This is a genomic window from Roseiconus nitratireducens (assembly GCF_008629675.1).
Taxonomy (GTDB): domain Bacteria; phylum Planctomycetota; class Planctomycetia; order Pirellulales; family Pirellulaceae; genus Stieleria; species Stieleria nitratireducens.
In genome coordinates, this window is the sequence record NZ_VWOX01000002.1 from 360,377 (window position 1) to 382,432 (window position 22,056).

At 59.5% G+C, this 22,056-nt stretch carries 18 protein-coding genes; 13 read left to right on the forward strand and 5 right to left on the reverse strand.

Annotated features, from left to right (window positions below; genetic code table 11):
- Nucleotides 1-560 precede the first annotated feature (560 nt).
- From FYK55_RS03990 to FYK55_RS04025, 8 genes are all read left to right on the forward strand, one after another.
- Nucleotides 561-1,910: a Na(+)-translocating NADH-quinone reductase subunit A gene (locus FYK55_RS03990; RefSeq protein ID WP_150075076.1), complete on the forward strand. Its 1,350-nt coding sequence runs from the start codon at nucleotides 561-563 to the stop codon at nucleotides 1,908-1,910.
- 92 nt (nucleotides 1,911-2,002) lie between these two features.
- Nucleotides 2,003-3,298: an NADH:ubiquinone reductase (Na(+)-transporting) subunit B gene (locus FYK55_RS03995; RefSeq protein WP_150075077.1), complete on the forward strand. Its 1,296-nt coding sequence runs from the start codon at nucleotides 2,003-2,005 to the stop codon at nucleotides 3,296-3,298.
- Entirely contained in the window at nucleotides 3,285-4,100 is an 816-nt protein-coding gene (locus FYK55_RS04000; protein WP_150075078.1) for a Na(+)-translocating NADH-quinone reductase subunit C, read from the forward strand. Before FYK55_RS03995 ends, FYK55_RS04000 begins: the two co-directional genes overlap by 14 nt.
- Before the next feature lie 3 nt (nucleotides 4,101-4,103).
- Nucleotides 4,104-4,730 carry an NADH:ubiquinone reductase (Na(+)-transporting) subunit D gene (locus FYK55_RS04005; RefSeq protein ID WP_150075079.1) on the forward strand — a complete coding sequence of 209 codons (627 nt, stop codon included), beginning with the start codon at nucleotides 4,104-4,106 and terminating at the stop codon, nucleotides 4,728-4,730.
- Nucleotides 4,731-4,748: 18 nt separating this feature from the next.
- Nucleotides 4,749-5,387 carry an NADH:ubiquinone reductase (Na(+)-transporting) subunit E gene (nqrE, locus tag FYK55_RS04010; RefSeq protein WP_201743627.1) on the forward strand — a complete coding sequence of 213 codons (639 nt, stop codon included), beginning with the start codon at nucleotides 4,749-4,751 and terminating at the stop codon, nucleotides 5,385-5,387.
- Between the two features lie 117 nt (nucleotides 5,388-5,504).
- Complete coding sequence (gene nqrF, locus FYK55_RS04015) at nucleotides 5,505-6,722, forward strand: NADH:ubiquinone reductase (Na(+)-transporting) subunit F (RefSeq protein ID WP_150075081.1); 1,218 nt, start codon at nucleotides 5,505-5,507, stop codon at nucleotides 6,720-6,722.
- Nucleotides 6,723-6,940: 218 nt separating this feature from the next.
- Entirely contained in the window at nucleotides 6,941-8,296 is a 1,356-nt protein-coding gene (locus FYK55_RS04020; protein WP_235908401.1) for an FAD:protein FMN transferase, read from the forward strand.
- Between the two features lie 357 nt (nucleotides 8,297-8,653).
- Complete coding sequence (locus FYK55_RS04025; protein WP_150075082.1) at nucleotides 8,654-9,184, forward strand: hypothetical protein; 531 nt, start codon at nucleotides 8,654-8,656, stop codon at nucleotides 9,182-9,184.
- A 67-nt stretch (nucleotides 9,185-9,251) separates the two neighbouring features.
- Here the strand turns inward: FYK55_RS04025 and FYK55_RS04030 are convergent, their stop codons facing one another.
- The gene (locus tag FYK55_RS04030; protein ID WP_390621705.1) at nucleotides 9,252-9,992 is read right to left on the reverse strand and encodes an HAD family hydrolase; all 741 of its coding nucleotides are present in this window, start codon (nucleotides 9,990-9,992) and stop codon (nucleotides 9,252-9,254) included.
- A gap of 3 nt (nucleotides 9,993-9,995) precedes the next feature.
- On the opposite strand from FYK55_RS04030, the gene FYK55_RS04035 reads away from it, so the two are divergent.
- Nucleotides 9,996-11,333, forward strand: coding sequence for a DUF3754 domain-containing protein (locus FYK55_RS04035; protein ID WP_150075083.1), 1,338 nt, complete (start codon nucleotides 9,996-9,998; stop codon nucleotides 11,331-11,333).
- Nucleotides 11,334-11,393: 60 nt separating this feature from the next.
- Here the strand turns inward: FYK55_RS04035 and FYK55_RS04040 are convergent, their stop codons facing one another.
- Nucleotides 11,394-11,606, reverse strand: coding sequence for a hypothetical protein (locus FYK55_RS04040; protein WP_150075084.1), 213 nt, complete (start codon nucleotides 11,604-11,606; stop codon nucleotides 11,394-11,396).
- Between the two features lie 130 nt (nucleotides 11,607-11,736).
- The gene (locus tag FYK55_RS04045) at nucleotides 11,737-12,924 is read right to left on the reverse strand and encodes a DUF1559 domain-containing protein (RefSeq protein ID WP_150075085.1); all 1,188 of its coding nucleotides are present in this window, start codon (nucleotides 12,922-12,924) and stop codon (nucleotides 11,737-11,739) included.
- A gap of 424 nt (nucleotides 12,925-13,348) precedes the next feature.
- Here FYK55_RS04045 and FYK55_RS04050 point away from each other — a divergent pair, with 424 nt between their 5' ends.
- The 4 genes from FYK55_RS04050 to FYK55_RS04065 all read left to right on the forward strand — a co-directional run bounded on the left by FYK55_RS04050 (nucleotide 13,349) and on the right by FYK55_RS04065 (nucleotide 18,356).
- A complete protein-coding gene (locus tag FYK55_RS04050) occupies nucleotides 13,349-14,521 on the forward strand; it encodes a helix-turn-helix domain-containing protein (protein WP_150075086.1) in 1,173 nt (390 codons plus the stop codon).
- A 449-nt stretch (nucleotides 14,522-14,970) separates the two neighbouring features.
- Entirely contained in the window at nucleotides 14,971-15,834 is an 864-nt protein-coding gene (locus FYK55_RS04055) for a hypothetical protein (protein WP_150075087.1), read from the forward strand.
- Nucleotides 15,831-17,327, forward strand: a complete 1,497-nt coding sequence (locus tag FYK55_RS04060) for an NAD(P)/FAD-dependent oxidoreductase (RefSeq protein ID WP_161604295.1) — start codon at nucleotides 15,831-15,833, stop codon at nucleotides 17,325-17,327. The genes FYK55_RS04055 and FYK55_RS04060 overlap by 4 nt, the downstream gene beginning before the upstream one ends.
- 45 nt (nucleotides 17,328-17,372) lie before the next feature.
- Complete coding sequence (locus tag FYK55_RS04065; protein ID WP_150075089.1) at nucleotides 17,373-18,356, forward strand: 2-hydroxyacid dehydrogenase; 984 nt, start codon at nucleotides 17,373-17,375, stop codon at nucleotides 18,354-18,356.
- A gap of 58 nt (nucleotides 18,357-18,414) precedes the next feature.
- Here FYK55_RS04065 and FYK55_RS04070 read toward each other — a convergent pair whose 3' ends face one another.
- Together FYK55_RS04070 and FYK55_RS04075 are read right to left on the reverse strand one after the other, a co-directional pair.
- A complete protein-coding gene (locus FYK55_RS04070; RefSeq protein WP_150075090.1) occupies nucleotides 18,415-20,448 on the reverse strand; it encodes a SulP family inorganic anion transporter in 2,034 nt (677 codons plus the stop codon).
- 92 nt (nucleotides 20,449-20,540) lie between these two features.
- Nucleotides 20,541-22,025, reverse strand: coding sequence for a proton-conducting transporter transmembrane domain-containing protein (locus FYK55_RS04075; protein ID WP_150075091.1), 1,485 nt, complete (start codon nucleotides 22,023-22,025; stop codon nucleotides 20,541-20,543).
- Nucleotides 22,026-22,056: the final 31 nt, after the last annotated feature.

A 22,056-nucleotide genomic window follows, 5' to 3' on the forward strand; every position in this document is an offset into this window, starting at 1 on the left:
CGGAAAACGACTGAGGCCGGAACGGTTGCGGTCGCCGTCTCCGGACGGGCCTGTCCGGTGTGAAAGCCTGCCTGGGACAAACCGCCCTGAGCCAAACGACTTCGCGCTACCGCGAAGGCCGACCCGCACCGGTTTTTGCCAGCAATCGCAACATTCTGTGGATTCGCACACCGGGCCGCGTTGCCGCCCATCGCGGGTGGCCGCCTGCGTCACACCGCGATCGGTCACCGCCGCCGCTTGCGGACCGGATGGCGATAGTGAATACGTTGTCAGCGATTTGTGCTAGAGCTTTCTCGGCATGCGGGCCAGAGCCACGCTAGGCGGCATCTGCGGCAGAGTGACATCCCTAAGGAGCCGCCGAGGGAGTCTGGTCGTCCAGCCGGTTTGTCTGCCGTTGCGAGTTCTGGTCAGCTATGTAATATTCCGTTGAACGGAACTCTGGCGTGTTTCTTTGCCCGCAAATGCTCGCGGGCATTCGCTCGCGCGCCGCTTGTGAAAAAAATCACAATGTCCCGGCGTCGGAGTGTTCCCCCACGCCGCCCACCGATCTGCCAAGACACATGATCACAATCAAAGAGGGGTTGGATCTCCCGATCCTCGGCAACCCCGCCCAGCACATTGAAGTTGCCAAGCCCGTCAGCCAGGTGGCCCTCCTGGGGGACGACTACATCGGCATGAAGCCGACGATGTTGGTTTCGGTCGGTGACCGTGTCAAAATTGGCCAGCCTTTATTTTCCGACAAGAAGACCGAAGGGGTCACTTACACCTCACCGGCAGCCGGCACCGTGGCCGACGTCGTGCGGGGCAAGAAGCGAAAATTCGAATCGATCGTGATCGATGTGGACCCCTCGCCGAGCGACTCCGATTACGAGTCCTTCGAACCGGGCGAAGTGGGCGCGATGGATCGGCAATCCGCCGCCGACCTGTTGATCGCCAGCGGACTTTGGACGTCGTTTCGCACGCGTCCCTACGGCAAAGTGCCCAAACCCGGATCGACCCCGCATTCGATCTTCGTGCAAGCGATCGACACCAACCCGCTGGCCGCCTCGCCGTCCGTCGCGATGGCCGACCGAAAGGACCAGTTCCTGGTCGGATTGAACGTGATCGCCAAGCTGACCGACGGAACCGTGCACGTCTGCAAGGCGTCGGGGGCGGAGATCCCTGGCAACGGCGTGGAAGGGGTCCGCGTGTCGGAGTTTTCCGGCCCCCATCCGGCCGGCCTGGTCGGGACCCACATTCACGAACTAGATCCGGTCGGTCCGACCAAAACGGTTTGGTACATCGGATACCAGGACGTGATCGCCATTGGGGCCTTGATGTTGACCGGCCGCTTGGACGTTCGCCGCGTGATTTCCCTGGCCGGGCCGATCATCGAAAAGCCGCGGCTGCTGGAGACCCGCTTGGGCGCTAACATCCCGCAATTGATCGAAGGGGAGCTCAACAGCGACGTCAAGATCCGTCCGATTTCCGGATCGGTTCTGTGTGGCCGCACCGCTCGGGACCCGCATCATTTCCTGGGACGCTACCACACGCAGATTTCCGTCATCCAGGAGGGCGATGACCGCGAGTTCCTGGGCTGGCAGAAGCCCGGATTTGACAAGTACAGCATCACCAAAGTCTTCGCGTCATCGATGTTGCCCCACCAACGGTTCGCGTTCACCACCAGCACCGGTGGCAGCGAACGAGCGATGGTGCCGCTGGGGACCTATGAAAAAGTGATGCCGTTGGACATCCTGCCGACCCAACTTCTGCGGGCGTTGATCGTTCGCGACACTGACCAGGCCCAGCAATTGGGCGCGTTGGAGCTGGAAGAGGAAGACTTGGCCCTCTGCACGTTCGTCTGTCCCGGCAAGTACGAATACGGTTCGCTGCTCCGCGAGAACCTGACCACGATTGAGCGCGAGGGCTGATCGGTCAGCCTGTTCGGCACCCCGCCGCCGCGTCCGGGTCGCACGACGACCCACCCTTCATTCATTTTTTTCGTTTCTGGACCTACTGACCAATGAAAGCACTTCGCGCTGCTCTGGACAAAGTCCATCCGCTCTTTGCAAAGGGCGGACCGTTGCAGATCGCGTACCCGATGTACGAGGCGCTCGACACGTTTTTGTACACGCCGGGGGAAGTCACACATGGGCAAACGCACGTGCGTGACAACATCGATCTGAAACGGATGATGATCACCGTCGTCCTGGCGCTGGTCCCCGTCACCCTGTTCGGCATGTGGAACGTCGGCTACCAGGCGAACCAGGCGGTTCAGCAGGTGGTTGAGGCCGGAGAGAAATATGTCGGCGACTGGCACTACTCGGTCCACCATGCCTTGGGATTCGGACACGACCCCGGCAATCACGCCGACAACTTCGTGTTGGGGGCGATCTTTTTTCTGCCGATGTACATCGTCTGTATGTTCGTCGGGGGCCACATCGAACTGGTCTTCAGCGTGCTTCGTGGTCACGAGATCAACGAGGGCTTTCTGGTCACCGGCTTGCTGTTCCCGCTGACGCTGCCGGCATCGATTCCGCTATGGCAGGTCGCGGTCGGCATCGCGTTCGGCGTGGTCGTTGCCAAAGAGGTGTTCGGCGGCACGGGACGGAACTTTTTGAACGTGGCCCTGACCAGCCGGGCGTTCCTGTACTTCGCCTACGCCGGTCAGATCAGTGGGGACGAAGTTTGGACGGCCGTGGACGGGTTCAGCGGAGCAACCGCATTGGGCCAGATGGCCGTTGCTGCTCCGGCCGACGGCGCCAGCGGCGTCGCCGTTCAATCACTCAGCAGCATCAACTACGCGGTCGGCAACGCGGACCCGGTCACGTGGTCGGCACCGATCACCTGGGGAAGTGCGTTTCTGGGGACGATCCAGGGATGTGTCGGCGAAACCAGCACGCTGCTGTGCATCGTCGGTGCGGTGATTCTGATTGCGTCCGGGATCGGATCCTGGAAGATCATGGCCGGCGTGGTCGGAGGGGCGATCGGCACCTCGCTGTTCCTCAACGGGGTCAGCAGCCACACCAATCCGATGATGGACGTTCCTTTCTACTGGCACCTGGTGATTGGCGGTCTGGCGTTCGGCCTGGTCTTCATGGCCACCGACCCGGTCAGCGCTTCGATGACGGAGACCGGCAAGTGGATTTATGGGGCCTTGATCGGCTTCATGACGATCTTGATCCGGTGCATCAACCCGGCGTTTCCCGAAGGCATCATGTTGGCAATCCTGTTTGGCAACGTCTTCGCCCCGCTGATTGACTATTTCGTCGTATCCGTGAACGTTCGTCGGAGGATGGCCCGCTATGCCGCAACGTGATTCATTTGCAGGAACCTTGATCACGGCGACGATTCTGTGCATCGCGTGTTCGTTCGTCGTCAGCGTCGCTGCGGTCGGACTGCGTGACAAGCAGGAAGCCAACAAGGTTCTGGACCGCCAGAAAAACATCCTGGACGCCGCCGGACTCTCCTACGGCGAGTTCGGTAAATCGGCCAGCGAACTCTCCAAGGAGCAAATCGACGAACTGTACAGCTGGGTCAGCGAAGAACTCGTCGACCTCGACACGGGTGAGTTCGTCAGCGACGCCAAGCCGTCCGACTACGACGCCCGGGAAGCGGCAGAAAAGCCTGACACGAGTGTCCCGATCGTCGACCCGCAATTCGATCCCGGCGTGGACCGACGCGAGAAAATCGCCAAGGTCTACTTCGTCACCAAGCCCGGATCGGACACTTTCCAGCAGGTGGTCTTGCCGGTGTACGGCAAAGGACTCTGGTCCACCCTGTACGGATACCTGGCACTCCGGAGCGATCTCAAAACGATTCAGGGTCTGACCTTCTACGAGCACGCCGAAACGCCCGGATTGGGTGGCGAGGTTGACAACCCCGCCTGGAAGGCTCAATGGGAAGGCAAAGAACTGTACGACGACTCGGGCAAGCCCGCCGCGCTGGTCTACAAGGGCAGCGCTCCCGACGGCAATCCCTACGCCGTGGACGGGCTTTCCGGTGCAACCATCACCAGTCGGGGCGTGACCAATCTGCTCCGCTACTGGGCCAGCGACGACGGCTACGGGCCGTTTCTGGCACGACTTCGAAAAAACGAATCCCCGACGGCAGGGAGTTAAATCATGGCGCGATCCAAAGCAGCCTCGGTATTGGTCGATCCGTTGATCGACAACAACCCCATCGCACTGCAGATCCTCGGGATCTGTAGCGCCCTGGCGGTCACAACCAAGATGGAAACATCGATCGTGATGGCGGTTGCTGTGATCGCCGTGACGGCCTTCAGCAACCTGGCCGTCAGTGCGATCCGAAACTACATCCCCAGCAGCATCCGGATCATCGTCCAGATGACCATCATCGCTTCGCTGGTTATCGTGGTGGACCAGATCTTGAAGGCTTACTTTTTTGACATCAGCAAACAGCTTTCGGTGTTCGTCGGTTTGATCATCACCAACTGCATCGTGATGGGTCGCGCCGAAGGATTCGCGATGAAGAACAAGCCGGGTGTCAGCTTTCTGGACGGCCTGGGCAACGGCCTCGGTTACGGTCTGGTGTTGCTGTTCGTCGCGTTCTTTCGCGAGCTGTTCGGCAGCGGTTCCCTGTTCGGCTACACCATCTTGCCGTTGACCCGCAACGGCGGCTGGTACAACCCCAACAACTTGATGCTGTTGCCGCCCAGCGCGTTCTTTTTGATCGGCCTGCTGATCTGGTTGATCCGATCATTCAAACCGGAACAAATCGAAGAAGCATAAGGCAGAACGATGGAAAATATCATTGAAACGCACCTGAGCATTTTGCTCAAAGCCGTGTTCGTCGAGAACTTGGCGTTGGCGTTCTTCCTGGGGATGTGCACGTTCCTGGCAATCAGCAAGAACGTCAAAACTGCTCTGGGCCTGGGCGTGGCGGTGATCGTGATCGAAGCGATCACGGTGCCGGCCAACCAGCTGATCTACAGCTTGCTGCTGAAGAAGGGCGCGCTGACCTGGATGAACGAGTTCATTCCGACCGAGCGTGTCGATTTCTCGCAGGTCGATCTGACGTTCCTGGGCTTCATCAGCTTCATCGGCGTGATCGCGGCGATGGTTCAGATCCTGGAAATGTTTTTGGATAAGTTCGTCCCCTCGCTGTACAACACGCTGGGGATCTTTTTGCCGCTGATCACCGTCAACTGCGCCATCCTGGGTGCATCGCTGTTCATGCAGGAACGCTCCTACACGTTCGCAGAATCATGCACGTACGGACTGGGATGCGGCATCGGCTGGGCACTGGCGATCGCCGCCCTGGCCGGAATCCGCGAGAAGATGAAATACAGTGACGTTCCTCCGCCGCTTCGCGGTTTGGGAATCACCTTCATCACCGTCGGGTTGATGGCGTTGGCATTCATGTCCTTCAGCGGAATTCAACTGTAAGCGGCCTCCCGATTTGACCGGCCGGTCGCCGCCGGAGGTGGCGGCCACCGGGACGCCAGGCAATGACTCCTGGCTCGTTTAGCCTCATTATTTCCTACAACAGAAAACGGTTCCGAAATGGAAATCGTCCTTGGCATCGTGATGTTCACCATCGTCGTGTTGGCGTTGGTGGCGGTGATTTTGGGGGCCAAGAAGCAACTGGTTGCTTCCGGTCCGGTCAAAATCATGATCAACGAACAGAAAGAAATTCAGGTCCCCGCCGGGGGCAAACTGCTCGGTGCTCTGGCCGATGCCGGCGTGTTCGTCTCCAGCGCCTGCGGGGGCGGTGGAACCTGCGCCCAGTGCAAGGTCAAAGTGCTGGACGGCGGCGGCGAGATCCTGGCCACCGAAAAGGACCACATCAACAAAAAGGCCGCCCGGGAGGGAGAGCGTTTGTCGTGCCAGGTGGCCGTCAAACAGGACATGGTGGTCGAGGTGCCCGCCGAAGCGTTCGATACCAAGAAGTGGGAATGCACCGTCAAGAGCAACGACAACGTTGCCACGTTCATCAAAGAGTTTGTCCTGCAGCTACCCGAAGGCGAAGACGTCAACTTCAAAGCCGGCGGCTACATCCAGATCGAATGTGAACCGCACACGGTTCACTACAAGGACTTTGTGATCGACAAAGAGTATCACGAAGACTGGGACAAGTACGACATCTGGCGGTACACGTCCAAAGTCGATGAGCACGTCGTGCGCGCCTACTCTATGGCAAACTACCCGGGCGAGAAAGGCATCATCATGCTGAACGTCCGGATCGCGACACCGCCGCCGCGGAACCCCGACGTCCCGCCGGGGAAGATGAGTAGTTACATCTTCAGCCTGAAACCGGGGGACAAGGCGACCATCAGCGGCCCCTACGGCGAATTCTTTATCAAGGATTCCGACGCCGAAATGGTGTACATCGGCGGTGGTGCCGGGATGGCGCCCCTGCGAAGTCACATCTTCGAACTGTTCAAACGCCAAAAGTCCAAGCGAAAGGTCAGTTACTGGTACGGCGGCCGAAGCCTGCGAGAGCTTTTCTACATCGAGCATTTCCGAGAGATCGAAAAGGATTTCCCGAACTTCCAGTTCAATATCGCCCTGTCGGATCCCCTGCCCGAGGACAATTGGAATGGCTACGTCGGGTTCATCCACCAGGTCCTGCTGGAGAACTACCTCAGCAAACACCCGGCGCCGGAGGACATCGAGTACTACATCTGTGGTCCGCCGATGATGAACCAGGCCGTCTTCCGGATGTTGGACGATTTGGGAGTCGAACCCGAGAACATCGCGTATGATGACTTCGGCGGCTAACGGGACGGCGCCACTTTTGATCAACAGATCCGTGATTTGCGATGCAATGAGCGGCAAGGCGGTAGCCGCCGGTTGATTCGGAAAAAAAGCGTCGCTAGCGCCACCGGCTCATTCAAAGTGGCGTTGTTCAGCGAAGCCTCGTCTGATTCGCGTTCTGGCGAGCGTCGCGACGTGTGCCTAGACAAAGCGTAATCGTCTGTCCGATCGGAGCAGAGAGCATGCATTCCAAACAAACGCGACGAGCGATCCTGTTCGTCGCGTTTCTCATTTTCGGCTTCCAGGGCGCCTTGTTGGTCCCCCCGGGAACGGTCGCCGCGCAGACGCCTCGCCTGGCGCAAAACAACTCCTCGGTCCGCCAGGTCCGCGAATTCCGCGGACGAACGATGGGGACCACCTACATGGTCAAGGTCGCGGGGGCCGAGCAGCTCGGTGACGACGAGATCCGCGTCGGCGTCGATGCGGAATTGCGGCGGGTCAACGACCAAATGTCGACCTACCTGAAACAATCCGAAATCAGTCAGTTCAATGAGTCTGGTTCGACCGACTGGTTCAGTGTCAGCCCGGAATTCGCCCAGGTGGTGAGCGCGGCTCAAGACATCGCCCGTCGCACCGAGGGTGCGTTTGACATCACTGTCGCCCCGCTGGTCAATGCCTGGAGTTTCGGACCGGGCGAGCGGACCGGATCCGTGCCCGACCCCCAGATGCTGAAGCAGCTGCGGGAGCGTGTCGGCTATCAACACCTGGAGGTGCGTTCCGATCCGCCGGCAATTCGCAAATCGATTCCCGAGCTGCAGATCGATCTGTCTTCGATCGCCAAGGGCCATGGCGTGGATCGAGTCGTCGAACTGCTGCGATCCAAAGGCGCAGACAGCGTCTTTGTGGAAATCGGCGGCGAAGTCCGCACGATCGGTGACAAACCAGGTGGCCCCTGGCGTGTCGGGATCCAGTTGCCCGATGCCGCTCAGGACACCGTCATGATCGCTCACCCCATGGTGCCGGGAACCGAAGCCGGAAACGCGATGGCGACGTCCGGAGACTACCGGAACTACTTTGTTGCCGACGGCAAGCGGTATTCCCACACGATTGATCCCCGCACGGGTGCGCCGATCGAGCATAGCCTGGCATCGGTCACCGTGATTGCCCCGACCTGCATGCTGGCGGACGCCTGGGCGACGGCCATCAATGTGCTGGGAAGGGACACGGGTCTGGCGACCGCCAAGGAACAGGGCTTGGACGTGCTCCTGGTGTTGCGTGGGGGCGAAACCGGGTACGAGCTGGAAGGCACCGGAACACTGGCCGAATACGCCGTTCAGGACCGATCCGCCGATGCGGGCGGAACCAGCTGGGCGGCGATCATTCCGATCACGATCCTGACCTTCGCCGTGTTTTCAATTCTGCTTTTTGCGATGGCGATCGGGGTACTGTTCGGACGCAAATCGATCAGCGGGTCCTGTGGAGGACTGGCCAATCAGAAGAATCCCGATGGCAGCACCAGTTGCGCCCTGTGCAGCAACCCGTCGGACGCCTGCCAGGAACTTCGCGAGAAAATGGCCCAGGAGCAGCGTTCGTCTTAGACGGCTGCCAACCAGGTTCCGGTGCCAAACGGGTGGTCAGCAGGCCGAGCCTGCTGAATCAGCCGGTTCCAAGGCGGGAGCCTTGGAACCAGGGGCGTTCGCAATTCCGCTGCTGCGCGACGCCTCGTTCCCGGGCTCCCGCACGCGAACCCACTGTGCTTTCTCGCTCCACCAGGGCCTTCTCACTCCGCCAATCGATCGAAAAGTCGCCGATTGATGTCGGGCAGCTACAGTCAATGGGCTACGATCGGCAGGCATCGCTACCGTCAGATTTCGATGACCGTGGAACTCAACGTCCCTCGGCACGTCCAACACAAAACGCACCCGTCTTTCCGACCCGCAACCAGGTGGACATCCGTGAGTCGATTCAACTACTGTGCTTTGGTTCTGTTTCTTTTGGGGACCACATCGACGTCCGCCCAATCTTCGACGGCCGAACCGTCCACCAACGGTCCGAATCGCGATTTGACCTTCCAGCTGGTCTGGCTGATCGAATCCGACGATGCGAATCGAATCGAGTACGACGGCGCGGCGCGGGCCGGATTGTCGGAGCAGGGGTTCGATCGTTTGGTGCCCGCCGGTTCAGCGATGGCACCGATCAGCGTGGGAGAAGGTGTCTCGGTGCGCGGTGATTCGCGGTACGGTCAGATGTCCGTGACGACGTCCATGTTGAATACCACGGAGCCGGATGAAGTCCAGGTGCGGATCGAACTCAAGACGACGAACCAGTCGCCTGTTTCGATTCAAACATCGACTCGCGTTCCGCTGGGACGTTGGTTCCTGGTGGGGGCGGCGGATTCACGAGTCGGCATCCCGCTTCATGCCGACGATGGGAAACGCAGCGTCGTGATCATGAAAGTACAGCGGGGACCGATCCTGTTGGATTGATTGCCCGTGGTGGAGCTTGATCGGTCAACCCCAATCACTTCGCCGTCGATCGACAACGGGTAGCGTATTATCGCAACAGATCCCAAAGACGCGGGTCGGAGAGCGATTCGGCGACCAGTAGGGCCCCGGTAAAGTCCTGGTTTCGGGTGTGCTCATTGGGGACCGCAACCACGAGGGCACCGGACGCCACGCCGGCTGCGCACCCGTTCCCGCTGTCTTCCAGAACAAGCATTTGATCGGGCGGAATACCAAACCGTTCAATCGCCGTCAGATAGATCTCCGGATGGGGCTTGCCGTTGTTCACGTCATCGCCGGTCAACACAAACGCCAGAGCTTCGCGCCACGACAGATCGGCAAAGATCACGTCCACCCATTTGCGGCGACTGCTGGTCGTCAGTGCGAATGGAACGTCGCGAGCGTGCAGATAGTCGATCCACGATTCCAGTCCCGGCATCGGACGCAATAGCGTCGGCAACAATTCTCCGTACAGCTGATCCGATTCACGGAGCAGGTCTTCCGGAGATTCGTCCAATCGGTGAAAGGCGATCATTTGCTCGACGGCCGCCGTCCCGACTCGGCCCATCATCCGGGCCTGCAGGTCGGCGCTGTAGCGGTGGCCACGCCGCTGCAGGACCGTGTCGCCGACCTGCCAGTAAATGCGTTCGGTATCGAATAGCAATCCGTCCATGTCCAACGCGATCCCCGCGAACGCGGTGTCCGCCGTGCGGTCGCTTTCGTCGGGGTCTCCGATCGGTTCCAATGGAACGCCGGGTGCCATCATTGATCCTTGTCGTTGGAAGCGAATCATTCCGTGTCAGAATCGGTCGACCGAATTCTTACCAGCTGGTCCGTTAGCGGTACAGGGCCGCTGACGCAAAGCCTGGCGGAGCTGAGCACCTCGGGATGGATTGACCCCGACGCGACTCACTGGTCGATCGAAGCGTTTTTGCCAATCGAATTGCAGACCCTGCGGACCTACCTGGTCGACCGGGCCGCACGGCAAGACGAATTGGGCCACGACGCCCGACAGGTGTTTTTGATTGGCGCCGACCGCATCACGGCAGAAGTCGATCACCGCTGTTCCCGCTACCACGCTGAGTTTTCAAAACGCTACGGCACCGTGGATCCCGACAGCGACTGCAAGGTTCCTCCATCGCTTGAATCGCCTGGCAACGACCAGTTGTCGGCTGAACTGATGCAGTTGGCCGATGAAATCCTGACACGGGCGGCGTATCAAAAACTTAGCCAAGAAGACATTGAAAAGTGCGTTGGGGTGGCAAGCCAGTGGGGCGTCCCGTTGAGCGTCGATTTCGACCTGTTTGCGAATCTGGCGGTCTACGCACGGGGGGACATCATCGGACAGCGTTTCCGACGGCGGCTGAGAAATCTGTATCGCCCCGAGTTGGTCGATGTGCCGATTTATCAACGCCTGGTCGTGCTGTTTCAGCTTGCCCAGGATCACGAAAGTGGGGAAACCCTGGTCGCCGGTCAATTCCATTTGCGGATCTTCAAGAACATTCCCAAGCAGGACGTGGACATGCTGCTGCCCGGGACGAAGGTCCGATTGAGCAAGTTTGACCAGGCGAAAGTCATCGTCCCCAGCTTGAGCGGGTGGCTGTTTTCGCTGCAGAAGATTTCGCGATTTGTCTTGGTCACTTTGGCACTGGCTGCCTACTACTCGACCGCGCTGGTCATCGGTCTTGTCCTGGCGGCGATCGGCTACGTCGTCAAAAGTTGTTTCAGCTACTTTCAAACGAAGAACCGCTACCTGCTGGATCTGACTCGCAACCTGTACTTTCAAAAACTGGATACCAACGCCGGTGCGGCGTTTCAAATGATCCAGCAATCGGGACGTCAATCGGCTTGCGAAGGGTTGCTGGCTTACTACGCGATGTTGACGGAAAACGAACCGGTAAGCTCACGCCGTCTGCGGCGGAAGTGCGAGCGATTGATTCGCGAAGCCATTGACGTCGAAATCGATTTTCAAGTCGAACGCGCCACACAGCTGCTTTCCCAAGTCGGATTGGTCACGGCAACCGACGATGCCAAGTGGGCTTGCCGTGATGCCATTGAACCGAGCCAGGACAGAGGCCAATCCGGTGACACGAGCGGAAGCGGCGACATTCAACCGTCGCCAGAATCCGCCTGACCCGTGGACAGCCCCGGTTCGTCTAATCAGCGGCGCGCTTTCGAACGGTCGGGGCGACGATCAGTTGCCCGGAGACGGTGGCGGTCCCATCCGTTCCGCTTCCTTCTTCATTTCCGCTTTAAAGTCGGCAATGGCGGCGGCGTCGGCACCATCGGTGACGCTGGTCGCTTGACCGCTTCCACAACCGGCGACTCCGGCGATCAGCGCGAGAAAAACATACCCGAATAGTCGCCGGGAAGGATTGCGTCTTTGGTGAGGCAACAAACAATTCATGGAGCGGTCCTGTGAACGATAGAGGGTCAAGATTGGTACGTTGAAGAATCACGGAGATTTGAAAACGCCATGCTCAGTCCGCCGGCACGCAAAGCGCGCCCGAGCTTGCATGACATCGATCGACGGTCCCCTAAAGAGATTCGTTGATCACTTCGCGATTGGCGCGAGTTCCGAGCGCCCCCCACAGCCCGTACGGGCTCGGGGCTCCCGGCAGGTAGTTGTCGGCGCCGCCGTCGGCCGGCAGACGAACCATCGGGTTGTTCGAATTCCCGGCCTCGATCGAATCGGTGATGAAGGTCACCGAACCGTCACAGAGCAACACGTGGCACCCGCCTTGGTGACGACTGGCGGGCGGCAAGACTTCGGCATTGGCCCAATTGGTCGAAGTGCAAAACTCTCGGTTCGGCGGCAAGATGGTGGTGAATGCCGAGAACGGGTTGTAGGCCGACGCCCACCGAAACCCTCGACCGTTGTAGTTGGAGGTTCGCGGCGGTGCCGATGGTCCCCAGAATTGCGGTCGCTGCGGATCCTTGAATCCCAAGTCCGCGCAGTCATTGGGGTTGTCCAGCGGGTTGGCGCCACCGGCGGAAGCGAGCGGGATGGTCCGCACGTCGTTGTCGCCCAAGTCGGTCGCGATCTCTCCCATGCAGATGGTGTTGGACAAGCCGTCCAGAATATCGCGGAACGCCAATTGCCGGTGCAGGACAAATGCCCCTCGGTGAGACGCCCGAGACTGCGCCGAGCGGGTCGCGTTTTCATGCAACCACAACGACAGGGCACCCTGATTGATCAAATATCCCGAATCACCAACGCAGACCGCGTAGTTGGTCCGGCCCAACGCGGGCAATCCCGTTCCAGGGTCGCTGGGGCAGCGGTAAGTCGGTATCTCCGTCGTCCACGGCTTGTAGTCGATCTCTTCTTGCGTCGGCCCCATCGCTGGCCACACGCCGTTCTCGTTGCTGGGGTTGGCGATCTGTTCCCACAGCCCTTGTTGCTCGATGAACGGCGTCAGCGAAACCAGGATGCTCAGCATCTTGTTGTTGTACAAATCACTTTGCTGGTACCAGTACGATACGAATGCCGGGGAATCATCATCGGTCCCCGCACCCTGCATGGGCATCTTTTTGAATGCACTGTGGTAGTTGTGGATCCCCAGACCGATCTGCTTGAAGTTGTTACTGCAACTCATCCGGCGAGCCGCTTCGCGAGCGGATTGAACGGCGGGAAGCAGCAAACCAACCAGGATTCCGATGATGGCGATGACCACCAGAAGCTCCACAAGCGTGAATCCTGCGGAAAAAGAACGTCGACGATTCATAACGGCTCCAATTAAACCTGACTGACGGAAAGTGTTCCGAACCCGCCTTCGGTGTTGTGACGTCGAAGTTCTAGCTGCGAACCGGATCGTGCTCTGTGCCCATCAGTTCGCCCGGTTTGCCGTTTCGTTCAGGGACGAGAGTAGGTGCCACGGAGCCCCGTTACATCGAGATTGCGGGGCAAACGACAAAGGTTGTCAGGCCACTTTTCCGCGAATCATTTTCCGGGCCCGTTCACAGGCCGGTTAAAGGTTTGATTCGTCGATCAGGAAACGAAGACCGAATCACCTTCCGGCAACGTCTCAGTGCCCTGACCGGGCAGAATTCCGCCCCAGGGAGGGCCAATTTGCCATTTCGTAAAAAGTGCTATCCTGTTTCGTACTGCGGGGTGCGTTATCGACGGGATGTGGAACAGATGAGTGGCTGATGGCCGACAACACGATTCCAATCGCTGTGATTCTGCCGGCGGGTCAGGAGTTCGCGTCTCGATTGATGACCGGGGTCAATCACTACCGGGATGAGCGTCCCGAGCTCGATCCGCTGGAGCTGCACTACCGCAATGCCGATGACAACCCGTTGGTGCGTGAACGTGTGGACGTCGCCGGCGCCATTCTGTGGGTGGATCGGAACAGTGCCTGGCCGCCGACGATCGTTGCGCGGGGCGTCAAGGCCGTCAATTGTTGTTTCGACTGGCGGGGCGAACCTGGCATCGTGTCGCTGGGCATCGATTTGGACGCCAGCTGTGACTTGGTCCTTTCCCACGTCTCCTCCATCGCCCCGCGTCAGTTTGCGGTTGTCGGGGTCAATTTTTCCAAGCGTCCGCACTCGGCCGCACTGTGCCAACGATTGGTCGATCGGGCCGCCGAGGACGGCTGGTCGGCCAAGACACACGAGATCCAAGGACCGCACCCGGACGAACAACGCCGGCGGATGACCGAGGTCGCTGCTGAATCGGAACTGCTGGAGTTTCTCCGAAATCTGGAGAAGCCGGCGTTCCTGTGGTGTGAGAATGATCACGTCGCAAGGATGCTCTGCAACGCGGCGGAACACCTGCATCTTTCGGTGCCGGAACAATTGGCGATCATGGGGTCGGGAGACTACCGTGTCGCCTCTCACTATTCTCCATCGCTCTCGACCCTGCCTCGTCCGGCTGAAGAAATGGGCTACGCCGCGGCCAGGTTATTGCACGAGTGGATCCTGGAGGATGGGGCCCAGCCACCGGACCTCGAAATCCCGCCGCGTCCCATTCTGATGCGGCAGTCCACCGTGGATACGACGAACTGGGAAAAGATCCGTCAAGCACGGCTGTTGATCGAAACGGAAGCCTGCAACGGGATCACGGTGGATCGCATTTGCCGCCGGGTTCAATTGTCCAAAGGCACGTTCACCAAGCGGTACGCCACACTTTACGGCGTGACCCCCGGTGCCGACATCAGTAACGTCAAGATTGAAACGGCAAAACGATTGCTCCGTGAATCCAGTCAAAGCGTGGCGGAGGTCGGCAGCACGATCGGTTTCAGCGAGCAATCCAAGTTCAGTAAGTTCTTTAAACGCTGGACGGGGCTGACTCCCACACAGTATCGGCGGTCACCGACGTAGGTCATCCTTTTCCTCGCTGTGCCATCATCCACGTGGCGAGGACCATCCAAGCGGCAACCACGGGCATGCTCCCAGCGGGAATGGGGGATTGGAAAGCGGTACCCCGGCGAAGGGTCACGCGGTCGCCGCGCGGCGGCTACAATCCTCTCGTGGCCGTCCATTGTGTCAGCCCGCGGGGCGCCGGTACGCTCGGGGCGCCGGTACCCGCGGGGCGCCGGTACCCGCGGGGCAGCGGTATCGTCATGCGGACAGCGTGACCATCCAGAGGAACACCGCGATCAAGGTTGTCACCGTCAGCAAGGCGCCCAGCGTCCAGCGGCGGCGGAAGCCTTTCATGGGGATTCGTCGGACAGGGCTCTCGCACCAGGGGCACGTTTCCCGATTCGCGTGGACGCGCGCACCGCAATCCGCACACGTTTGCCAATTCGTTGTCACCGAACGCTCATCCGATGGTGTCTCCGCAAAATCGCCCCTTGGACTTTCTATTGGAGCAGGAACCGTTTCGGAGGGCCAACACGGACGTCAACTTGGTGGACGTTTCGACAATCTTTTTGCTCGGTCAACGATGTCCGGTGGGCTGCGCGATGTGTGACCTTCATGTCGGCCTGCTAGAGCAGCCGACGCCGGCCGGTGCGATCCCAAATCAGATCGACTTTGCCCAACAGAGATTGCCAACGACGCCGTGGATCAAGCTTTACAACGGCGGGAACTTTTTTGATCCCAGCGGGATCCCCCCCACCGATTTGCCGGCCATCGCGGATCGTTGTCGGTCCTACGACCGGGTCGTGGTGGAGAACCATCCTCGTTTTGGCTCGCACCGGCATCGCGAGTTTCGCGACTCGATTCCAGGACGACTGGAAGTGGCCGTCGGACTGGAAAGCGTCCAACCGAGGTTCCTGGATCGAATCAACAAACGAATGACGCGAGACGATTTCGATCGCTATGCCCGCCGTCTCGAACAATGGGACATCGATTTGCGAGTGTTCTTGATCGTGGGAGCCCCTGGCCTGTCGATCGCCGAATCGATCCGCTGGGCACGGTTATCGGTCCGGCACGCGATGTCCGCCGGTGCGCGGCACATCAGTTTGATTCCCGCCCGCTCTGGCAGCGGATGGAATGGCCAGGCCGGAGCCTTGCCGCAAATCACCGCCGATGTGCTGGGCGAATTGTTTTCCGCGTCTCTCGAAGATCTGAGCGGCCCCGCTTGCTTGTCGGTCGACCTGTGGGGTTTCCAACAGCCGGGCATTGAAGCGGAAGCCCGGTCGGAACTGGGGCGTCTGGAATCGGCCATTCGCAATCAGGTATCGCTGTGACCCGTGATTCTTTTGATGTTCTGATCGTCGGATCAGGTTTCTCCGGTTCCATCCTGGCACGGATTCTGGCGACGGCCGGCCGGAAAGTGGTCCTGGTCGATTCCGTCGCGCATCCTCGTTTCGCAATCGGAGAATCGTCCACACCGATCGCCGATCGCTTGCTGGCCGCTATAGGACAACGGTACAGGCTTGCTGACCTGATTCAGCTCTCGTGCTACGGCAGCTGGCAGTCCCAGTTTCCACAGCTGGCGTGCGGAAAGAAACGGGGGTTCAGCTATTTCGACCACCGCGAACCCGGCGGTGAACGTGCTTCGCCGCCTGGCAAGTCAAGTATCCCGGATGGCCAGCGTCCCGAAAGCCAACTCGGGGAGCGAAGCTTGCTGGTCGCGGCGAGCCCGAATGATGAACGCAGCGATACACACTGGTACCGAAGCGACGTCGACCACTTTCTCTTTCAACGGGCGAAGGACGCTGGGGTCCAGTGCCTGGAAACCTGCGAGGTCGTGGAATTTTGTCCCGGAGAACCTAATCGGATTCGGATGGCGGATGGACGTGTCCTGATCGCAGATCAGGTCGTTGATGCCTCGGGACGATCGGCGGTGACCGCGCGTCTGCTGGATCGCCCCGACTGGACCGTTCGCCTGCGGACTCGAACCTGTTGTTCTTTCAGCCACTATGAGAACGTCTCATCGTTCTCGAATCACTTCGATCGCATGCATCAAGATCGGCGGGCGACGGTACCCTTTGATGCGGACGACGCAGCGCAGCATCACTTGGTCGACGGAGGCTGGGTGTGGATGCTGCGGATGAACAACGGGATCACGAGCATCGGATGCACGCTTACAGGAGATCATCCGGCGTCGGTGGCGCGCAGCCAGCGACTGATGGAATCTCGCTTTGAAGATTACCCGGCCATCCACGCCGTGTTGCAGTGTGCACGACCAAGCGAGGCGATCGGTGTCCGGAGCATCGGCCGACTGCAGCACTTTCGCAATCCAATGGTGGCGCCAACCTGCTGGATGCTACCGACGACCGCGGCCACTTTGGATCCGTTGCATAGTACGGGGATCGCCCATGCCTTGGCTGGCGTGCACCGCCTCGCCCGCTTGATCCTCCAGGGTCCGACGCAATCTGCCATCGACGAATACCAATCGGTGGTCGTGGGGGAACTGTTGCATTTAGATCGTCTGATCCAGCTGGCGTATTCCGCCATGGCATCGTTCGCTCGATTTGAAGCCGCCTGCATGATCTACTTTGCCGCGGCGATCCACACGGAAGAACGACTGCAAGCGGGAGAACTCCCCCGGACGTTCTGGCTTGCCGATGACGACCGCTTCGTGGCGATGGTCGCCCGCGCGGAACAGTGGATCGTTTCCGGCGCCCCCGACGGGGAAGTCGTCGGCGCGGTCCGTCGGTTGCTGGAACCATTCAATCAAATCGGCTTGCTGCACGAAGACGTGCATCGCCGGTATGCGTATACCGCGACCAAATGACATCCCGGGGCAGACTTCTCACCGGCCATCTGGTAGACCATCGCCATGAACAAATCACCACGAATCTTCCTGACCCGGCGACTTCCGCCGCAGACGATGCGTCGACTGGACGAATCGGCCACCTTGCTTTCCGTCGATCTGGATCGCCCCCTCCGTCCCGAGGAGTTGGCGGAGGGGATCAGAGACGCCGACGGTCTGATCTGTTTGCTGACCGACAAGATCGACGGCGAATTGCTGGACGCGAATCCCGATTTAAAAGTGGTTTCCAACTATGCCGTCGGGTTCAACAACATCGATCTCCAGGCGGCAACCGAACGTCACGTCGCGGTCACCAACACGCCGGACGTGTTGACCGATTGCACCGCCGACATGGCGTGGGCTCTGTTGATGACATCCGCACGGCGGGTGCTGGAAGGGGATCGCCTGGTGCGTTCAGGACAATGGTCCGGATGGGGTCCGTTGCAACTGTTGGGAACCGAGGTCACCGGTTCCACCCTCGGACTGGTCGGATTTGGACGCATCGCCCAAGCGGTCGCACAACGGGCCAAAGCATTTCAGATGCGCATTCTGTACTGGAATCGCACCCGACTTTCGCCCCAGCGCGAAGCCGAACTGGGTGTCGAATACCGTGAACTGGATGAACTGCTGCCGGAATGCGATTTTGTTTCCATCCACGTCGCCCTGTGTGACCAGACGCGTCATCTGATCTCCGCACCGCAATTTGCTGCAATGAAATCGTCCGCAACGTTGATCAACACGGCGCGGGGAGCGGTCGTGGATGAAGAAGCCTTGGTCGCGGCGCTTCAACGGAGCGACATCGCTGCGGCGGCCTTGGACGTTTATGAACACGAGCCCGAGGTGCAGGCGCCGCTGCTTGAAATGGACAACGTCGTGTTGGCGCCGCACTTGGGGAGCGCAACGATCAACACGCGGACGAAGATGGGGAACCTGGCGTTGGAAAACTGCCTGGCGGCGTGCCGCGGCGAGCGGCCACCCAACTTGGTCAACACCGACTGGACTGCTCGGTAACGGCCAGCGGATTTCCACGCTGCGGTACCGCCATTCTGCCGATCCTGGAGAACGTCGGTCAACCGTTGACCGCCTGGAGGTTCTCATTCGAAAGCTTACTCGTCTCGTCCAACGGTTCCTCGTTGGTGCCGACGAATGGTTCCAACCCGGAAACTTGCACGGTGTCCGCATAGAACGTCAGCCGATGATTTGGCTGCAGCTCGCGTCGCAGGTATTCCATCATGCGTTCGCACGCGTCCTTGGGAGCCAGGATCTCGATCCGGACCTGGGAAAGCGGTTCGACAACACCGGTCGGCAGGTTGCTCCGTCCGCTGCCGTAACACGGAATCGACGTGAATCCGCTGGCGCCCAAACGGACCAATTCGCGTTCCACGGTTTGCTCCAAGTCGGGATCGGTGACGATCGTCAACCGTTTGACCGTGCAAATTCCTTTGCGGCGAGCAGACTGGGCGTGAGCGGCGAATGGCTGGTGGGCATCCAGGCCGACGACCTCAAAATTCAACCCCTGTTGGGCGAAGTCGGATTCCATCTCGTGCAGTTTGTCCATCACGCTGTGATCGACCAGATGCGTTTCCGACAGGTCAAATCGGACATTCTTGCGTTCCAGCAACCCGACGCGCTCGATCTGTCGGCGAATCGGAATCCAGTTGCTGAAGACGGCAGATTTGAACGCCCGGATCGACACGGTTTCCCCGTCGTCGTCGCTGATCTCGATATCAGGCTTGAACAGGGACCGAAGGGGGACTCCATTTGCCAGGTGAATGGCGACCTTCGTGGCAATCCCGATGGCAATCCCGATTAGCAAATCTGTCGCCAGCACGGCAACCAATGTGACCACAAAAATCACGAACTGTTCGCGCCCGATCTTCCACACGTTCATGAACTCGCTGGGGTGGGCAAGGCGAAATCCGGTGTAGATCAGCATCGCCGCCAGAGCGGCCATCGGAATCCGGTGCAGCACCATCGGAATGAACGCCACACAGACCAGAAGAAACATTCCGTGCCAGAAATCGGCGAAACGCGTGCGCGCACCATTATCGATGTTCGCTTTACTCCGCACGATCTCCGAAATCATGGGAAGTCCGCCAACCAACGCGCAACAGAGGTTGCCGGCACCGACCGCCACCATGTCGCGATCCATGCTGCTTTTCCGCTTCCAAGGGTCAATGATGTCGACCGCCTTGGCACTCAGTAGCGATTCCAAGCTACCGATAATGAAAAACATAAACACCCATTTCCAGGCAACTGGCTGCTGCAGCGCGGCGAAATCAGGGGCCGTCAACGAGTCGAACATTCCGAAGACACGGTCAGGCATGTCCACCAAATAGGTTTCGTCAAGCTGATACTCATGGTTCTGAAGCGTGTAAGAATGCTTGTGCATCAGATCGAACCCCATCCCCAGCGGGATGGCGACCAGCAGGACGATCAGCGGCGATGGAAGCTTCTTGAGTATCGGAAATTTTTTGCCGGCCAGTGGCCAGGCGAACATGATCAGGACGCTGATCAGCCCGATCGCGGCGATCGCCGGATTCGCCGCGGCAAGGAATTCGGGGATGCGTTGGAGCAAATCCAGGGGTTCGCCCGAGGCGCTCACTCCCAACGCCACCGGGATCTGTTTGGCGATGATGATCACACCGATTGCCGCCAGCATCCCATGGACGGCCGAGATCGGAAAAAACTCGCCCAGAATGCCCGCACGAAACATCCCGAACAAGATCTGCAGGACCGCCGCCGCGACTCCGACGGCAAGGGCCGCGCGGTAGGCCGCCGTATCAATACTGGTCCAATCCCCGACCATGCCGTCGCCACCGAAGTCGCTGATGCAGCCGATGGCGATCACGATCAAACCAGCCGCCGGACCCTTAATTGTCAGTTCTGAATCACTGATGATCGTGGCAACCACCGAACCGATGATCGCGGTGAAAATCCCCGCGATCGGCGGATAGCCGCTGGCGATCGAGATGCCCAGACACAGGGGCAGGGCGATTAGAAAGACGAGCAAGCCGGAGACAAAGTCGTACTTGAAGTACTTGGTAAACCCCGCGAGATTCCCGCGAGGCTTTTCCAGCTCAGCCGGAGTCGACGAATTCATAGAAGATTCCATGGGTAAAGTGTTGAGGATGAAGGCCGGACGGCTTTCGCGTCTTGGCCGTAATCGTCCGTTTGTTCAGATTTGAAAGTGGTTCATGGGGTCAAGGATCCCGTCGCCGGCGTTTCCATCGAAGGGCGACTTGACGTGTCTTTCCGGACGACCGTGACGTCCGCCGCAGAACGCAAAGCAAGGTCTTCGTTTCGCTGCTCCGACAGCGCTTGGGCGGCGTGGTATCGGTTCTTGACTCCTGGCTGCGGAAACAATCCGCCCAGCAAGATGACGACGCTAAGAACCATCACGGCGAATCGTTCGGCGGGACGGGCGTGCATCGGAACACGGGTTCGATTCTCGCGACCGGTGAAAATCCGAAAGAAGGCTGAAAGCACCGTGATCCCACTCAGCGCCGCCGCAATCACGACCATCGTTCCCACCAGCGGGTACACCTCAACCGCTCCCTCGATCAACAGTTCCATCCCCACGAAACCGATGGTTGCCGGAAAGCCGATGGCCGCCAGCCCCGTCAGCAGAAAGAAACCCGCCAGCATGGGCATCTGTCGGTACAGCCCGTGAAAGTCGACCAGCGAGATTCGAGAGATGCGTGATTCGATTGATCGCAGGACGATCGCAAACCCGGTCATCGAAAGGCCCACCGAAAGCCACACGCACAGGGCGCCGGTCAAACCGATCGGCGTGACCAATTCCAAGCCAACCAACACCAGCGACGACTGACTGAGCAGCAAGTAGCAGAACATGCGGCGCGCCTCCCGCTGGATCGACGCCATGCCTGCGGCGTAAACCGCCGTCACCAGTGACAGCACGGCAATGCTCTGCAACGCCCACGTGGGGGCGATCGGCAGCACCAGACGCATCACCGCGTAGGCGCCGACGAGCGGGGTGGTGTAGAGAATTGCCGTTCCGAAGGTTCCCTTCTCAAAAAGATCGGTGATCCACAGATGCAACGGAAAGACACCGCTGCGTAGCAATGCCGCCACCGTGATCAAAGCCCCCGGAATTAGCGCCGTCGGCGACGCCGGTTCGATCAGTGACAACCAGCCCCAACCGATCACCAGCAGGACCGCGAACAATCCCATGTGCAGAGTGTAAATCCGTGTGCACCGCTGGCGTTGACGCAGTTCGATCCAAGGCGGAATTGCCGATCCGATCAACAACAAGATCAGGGTCCACGACGGCCGGCAGCTAAAGGTGGCCAGCACCAACGTCTCAGACACCAATGCCAGTTCCACCGGAAAACGCGGGGACTTGGTCCGCAGGGTCGACGTGATGGTGACCAGAAAGATCAATGCGGCCAGCGGCAATTGAAACGCGCTCAGCTCATCCACCACAAACACGTCGCGGTCAAAAAGCCAATCAAAAAACGGCCAATGATCATGAGCTTCGAACGAACCGATCAACGTGAAGTCGATCAATTCTCCCAGGGTCAACAACAACGTCAGACCACAAACCGCTGCGGCGATTGCCAACACGTTGTCTCGTTTCCCCATGAATTGGATCCACAGGGCACCCAGCAGCGGTACCAGGATGGAGACTTGGATCCAGGGAAAATGAAGCTCGGACATCAAACGGTCACCATGGAGGAAATGGCCGGTT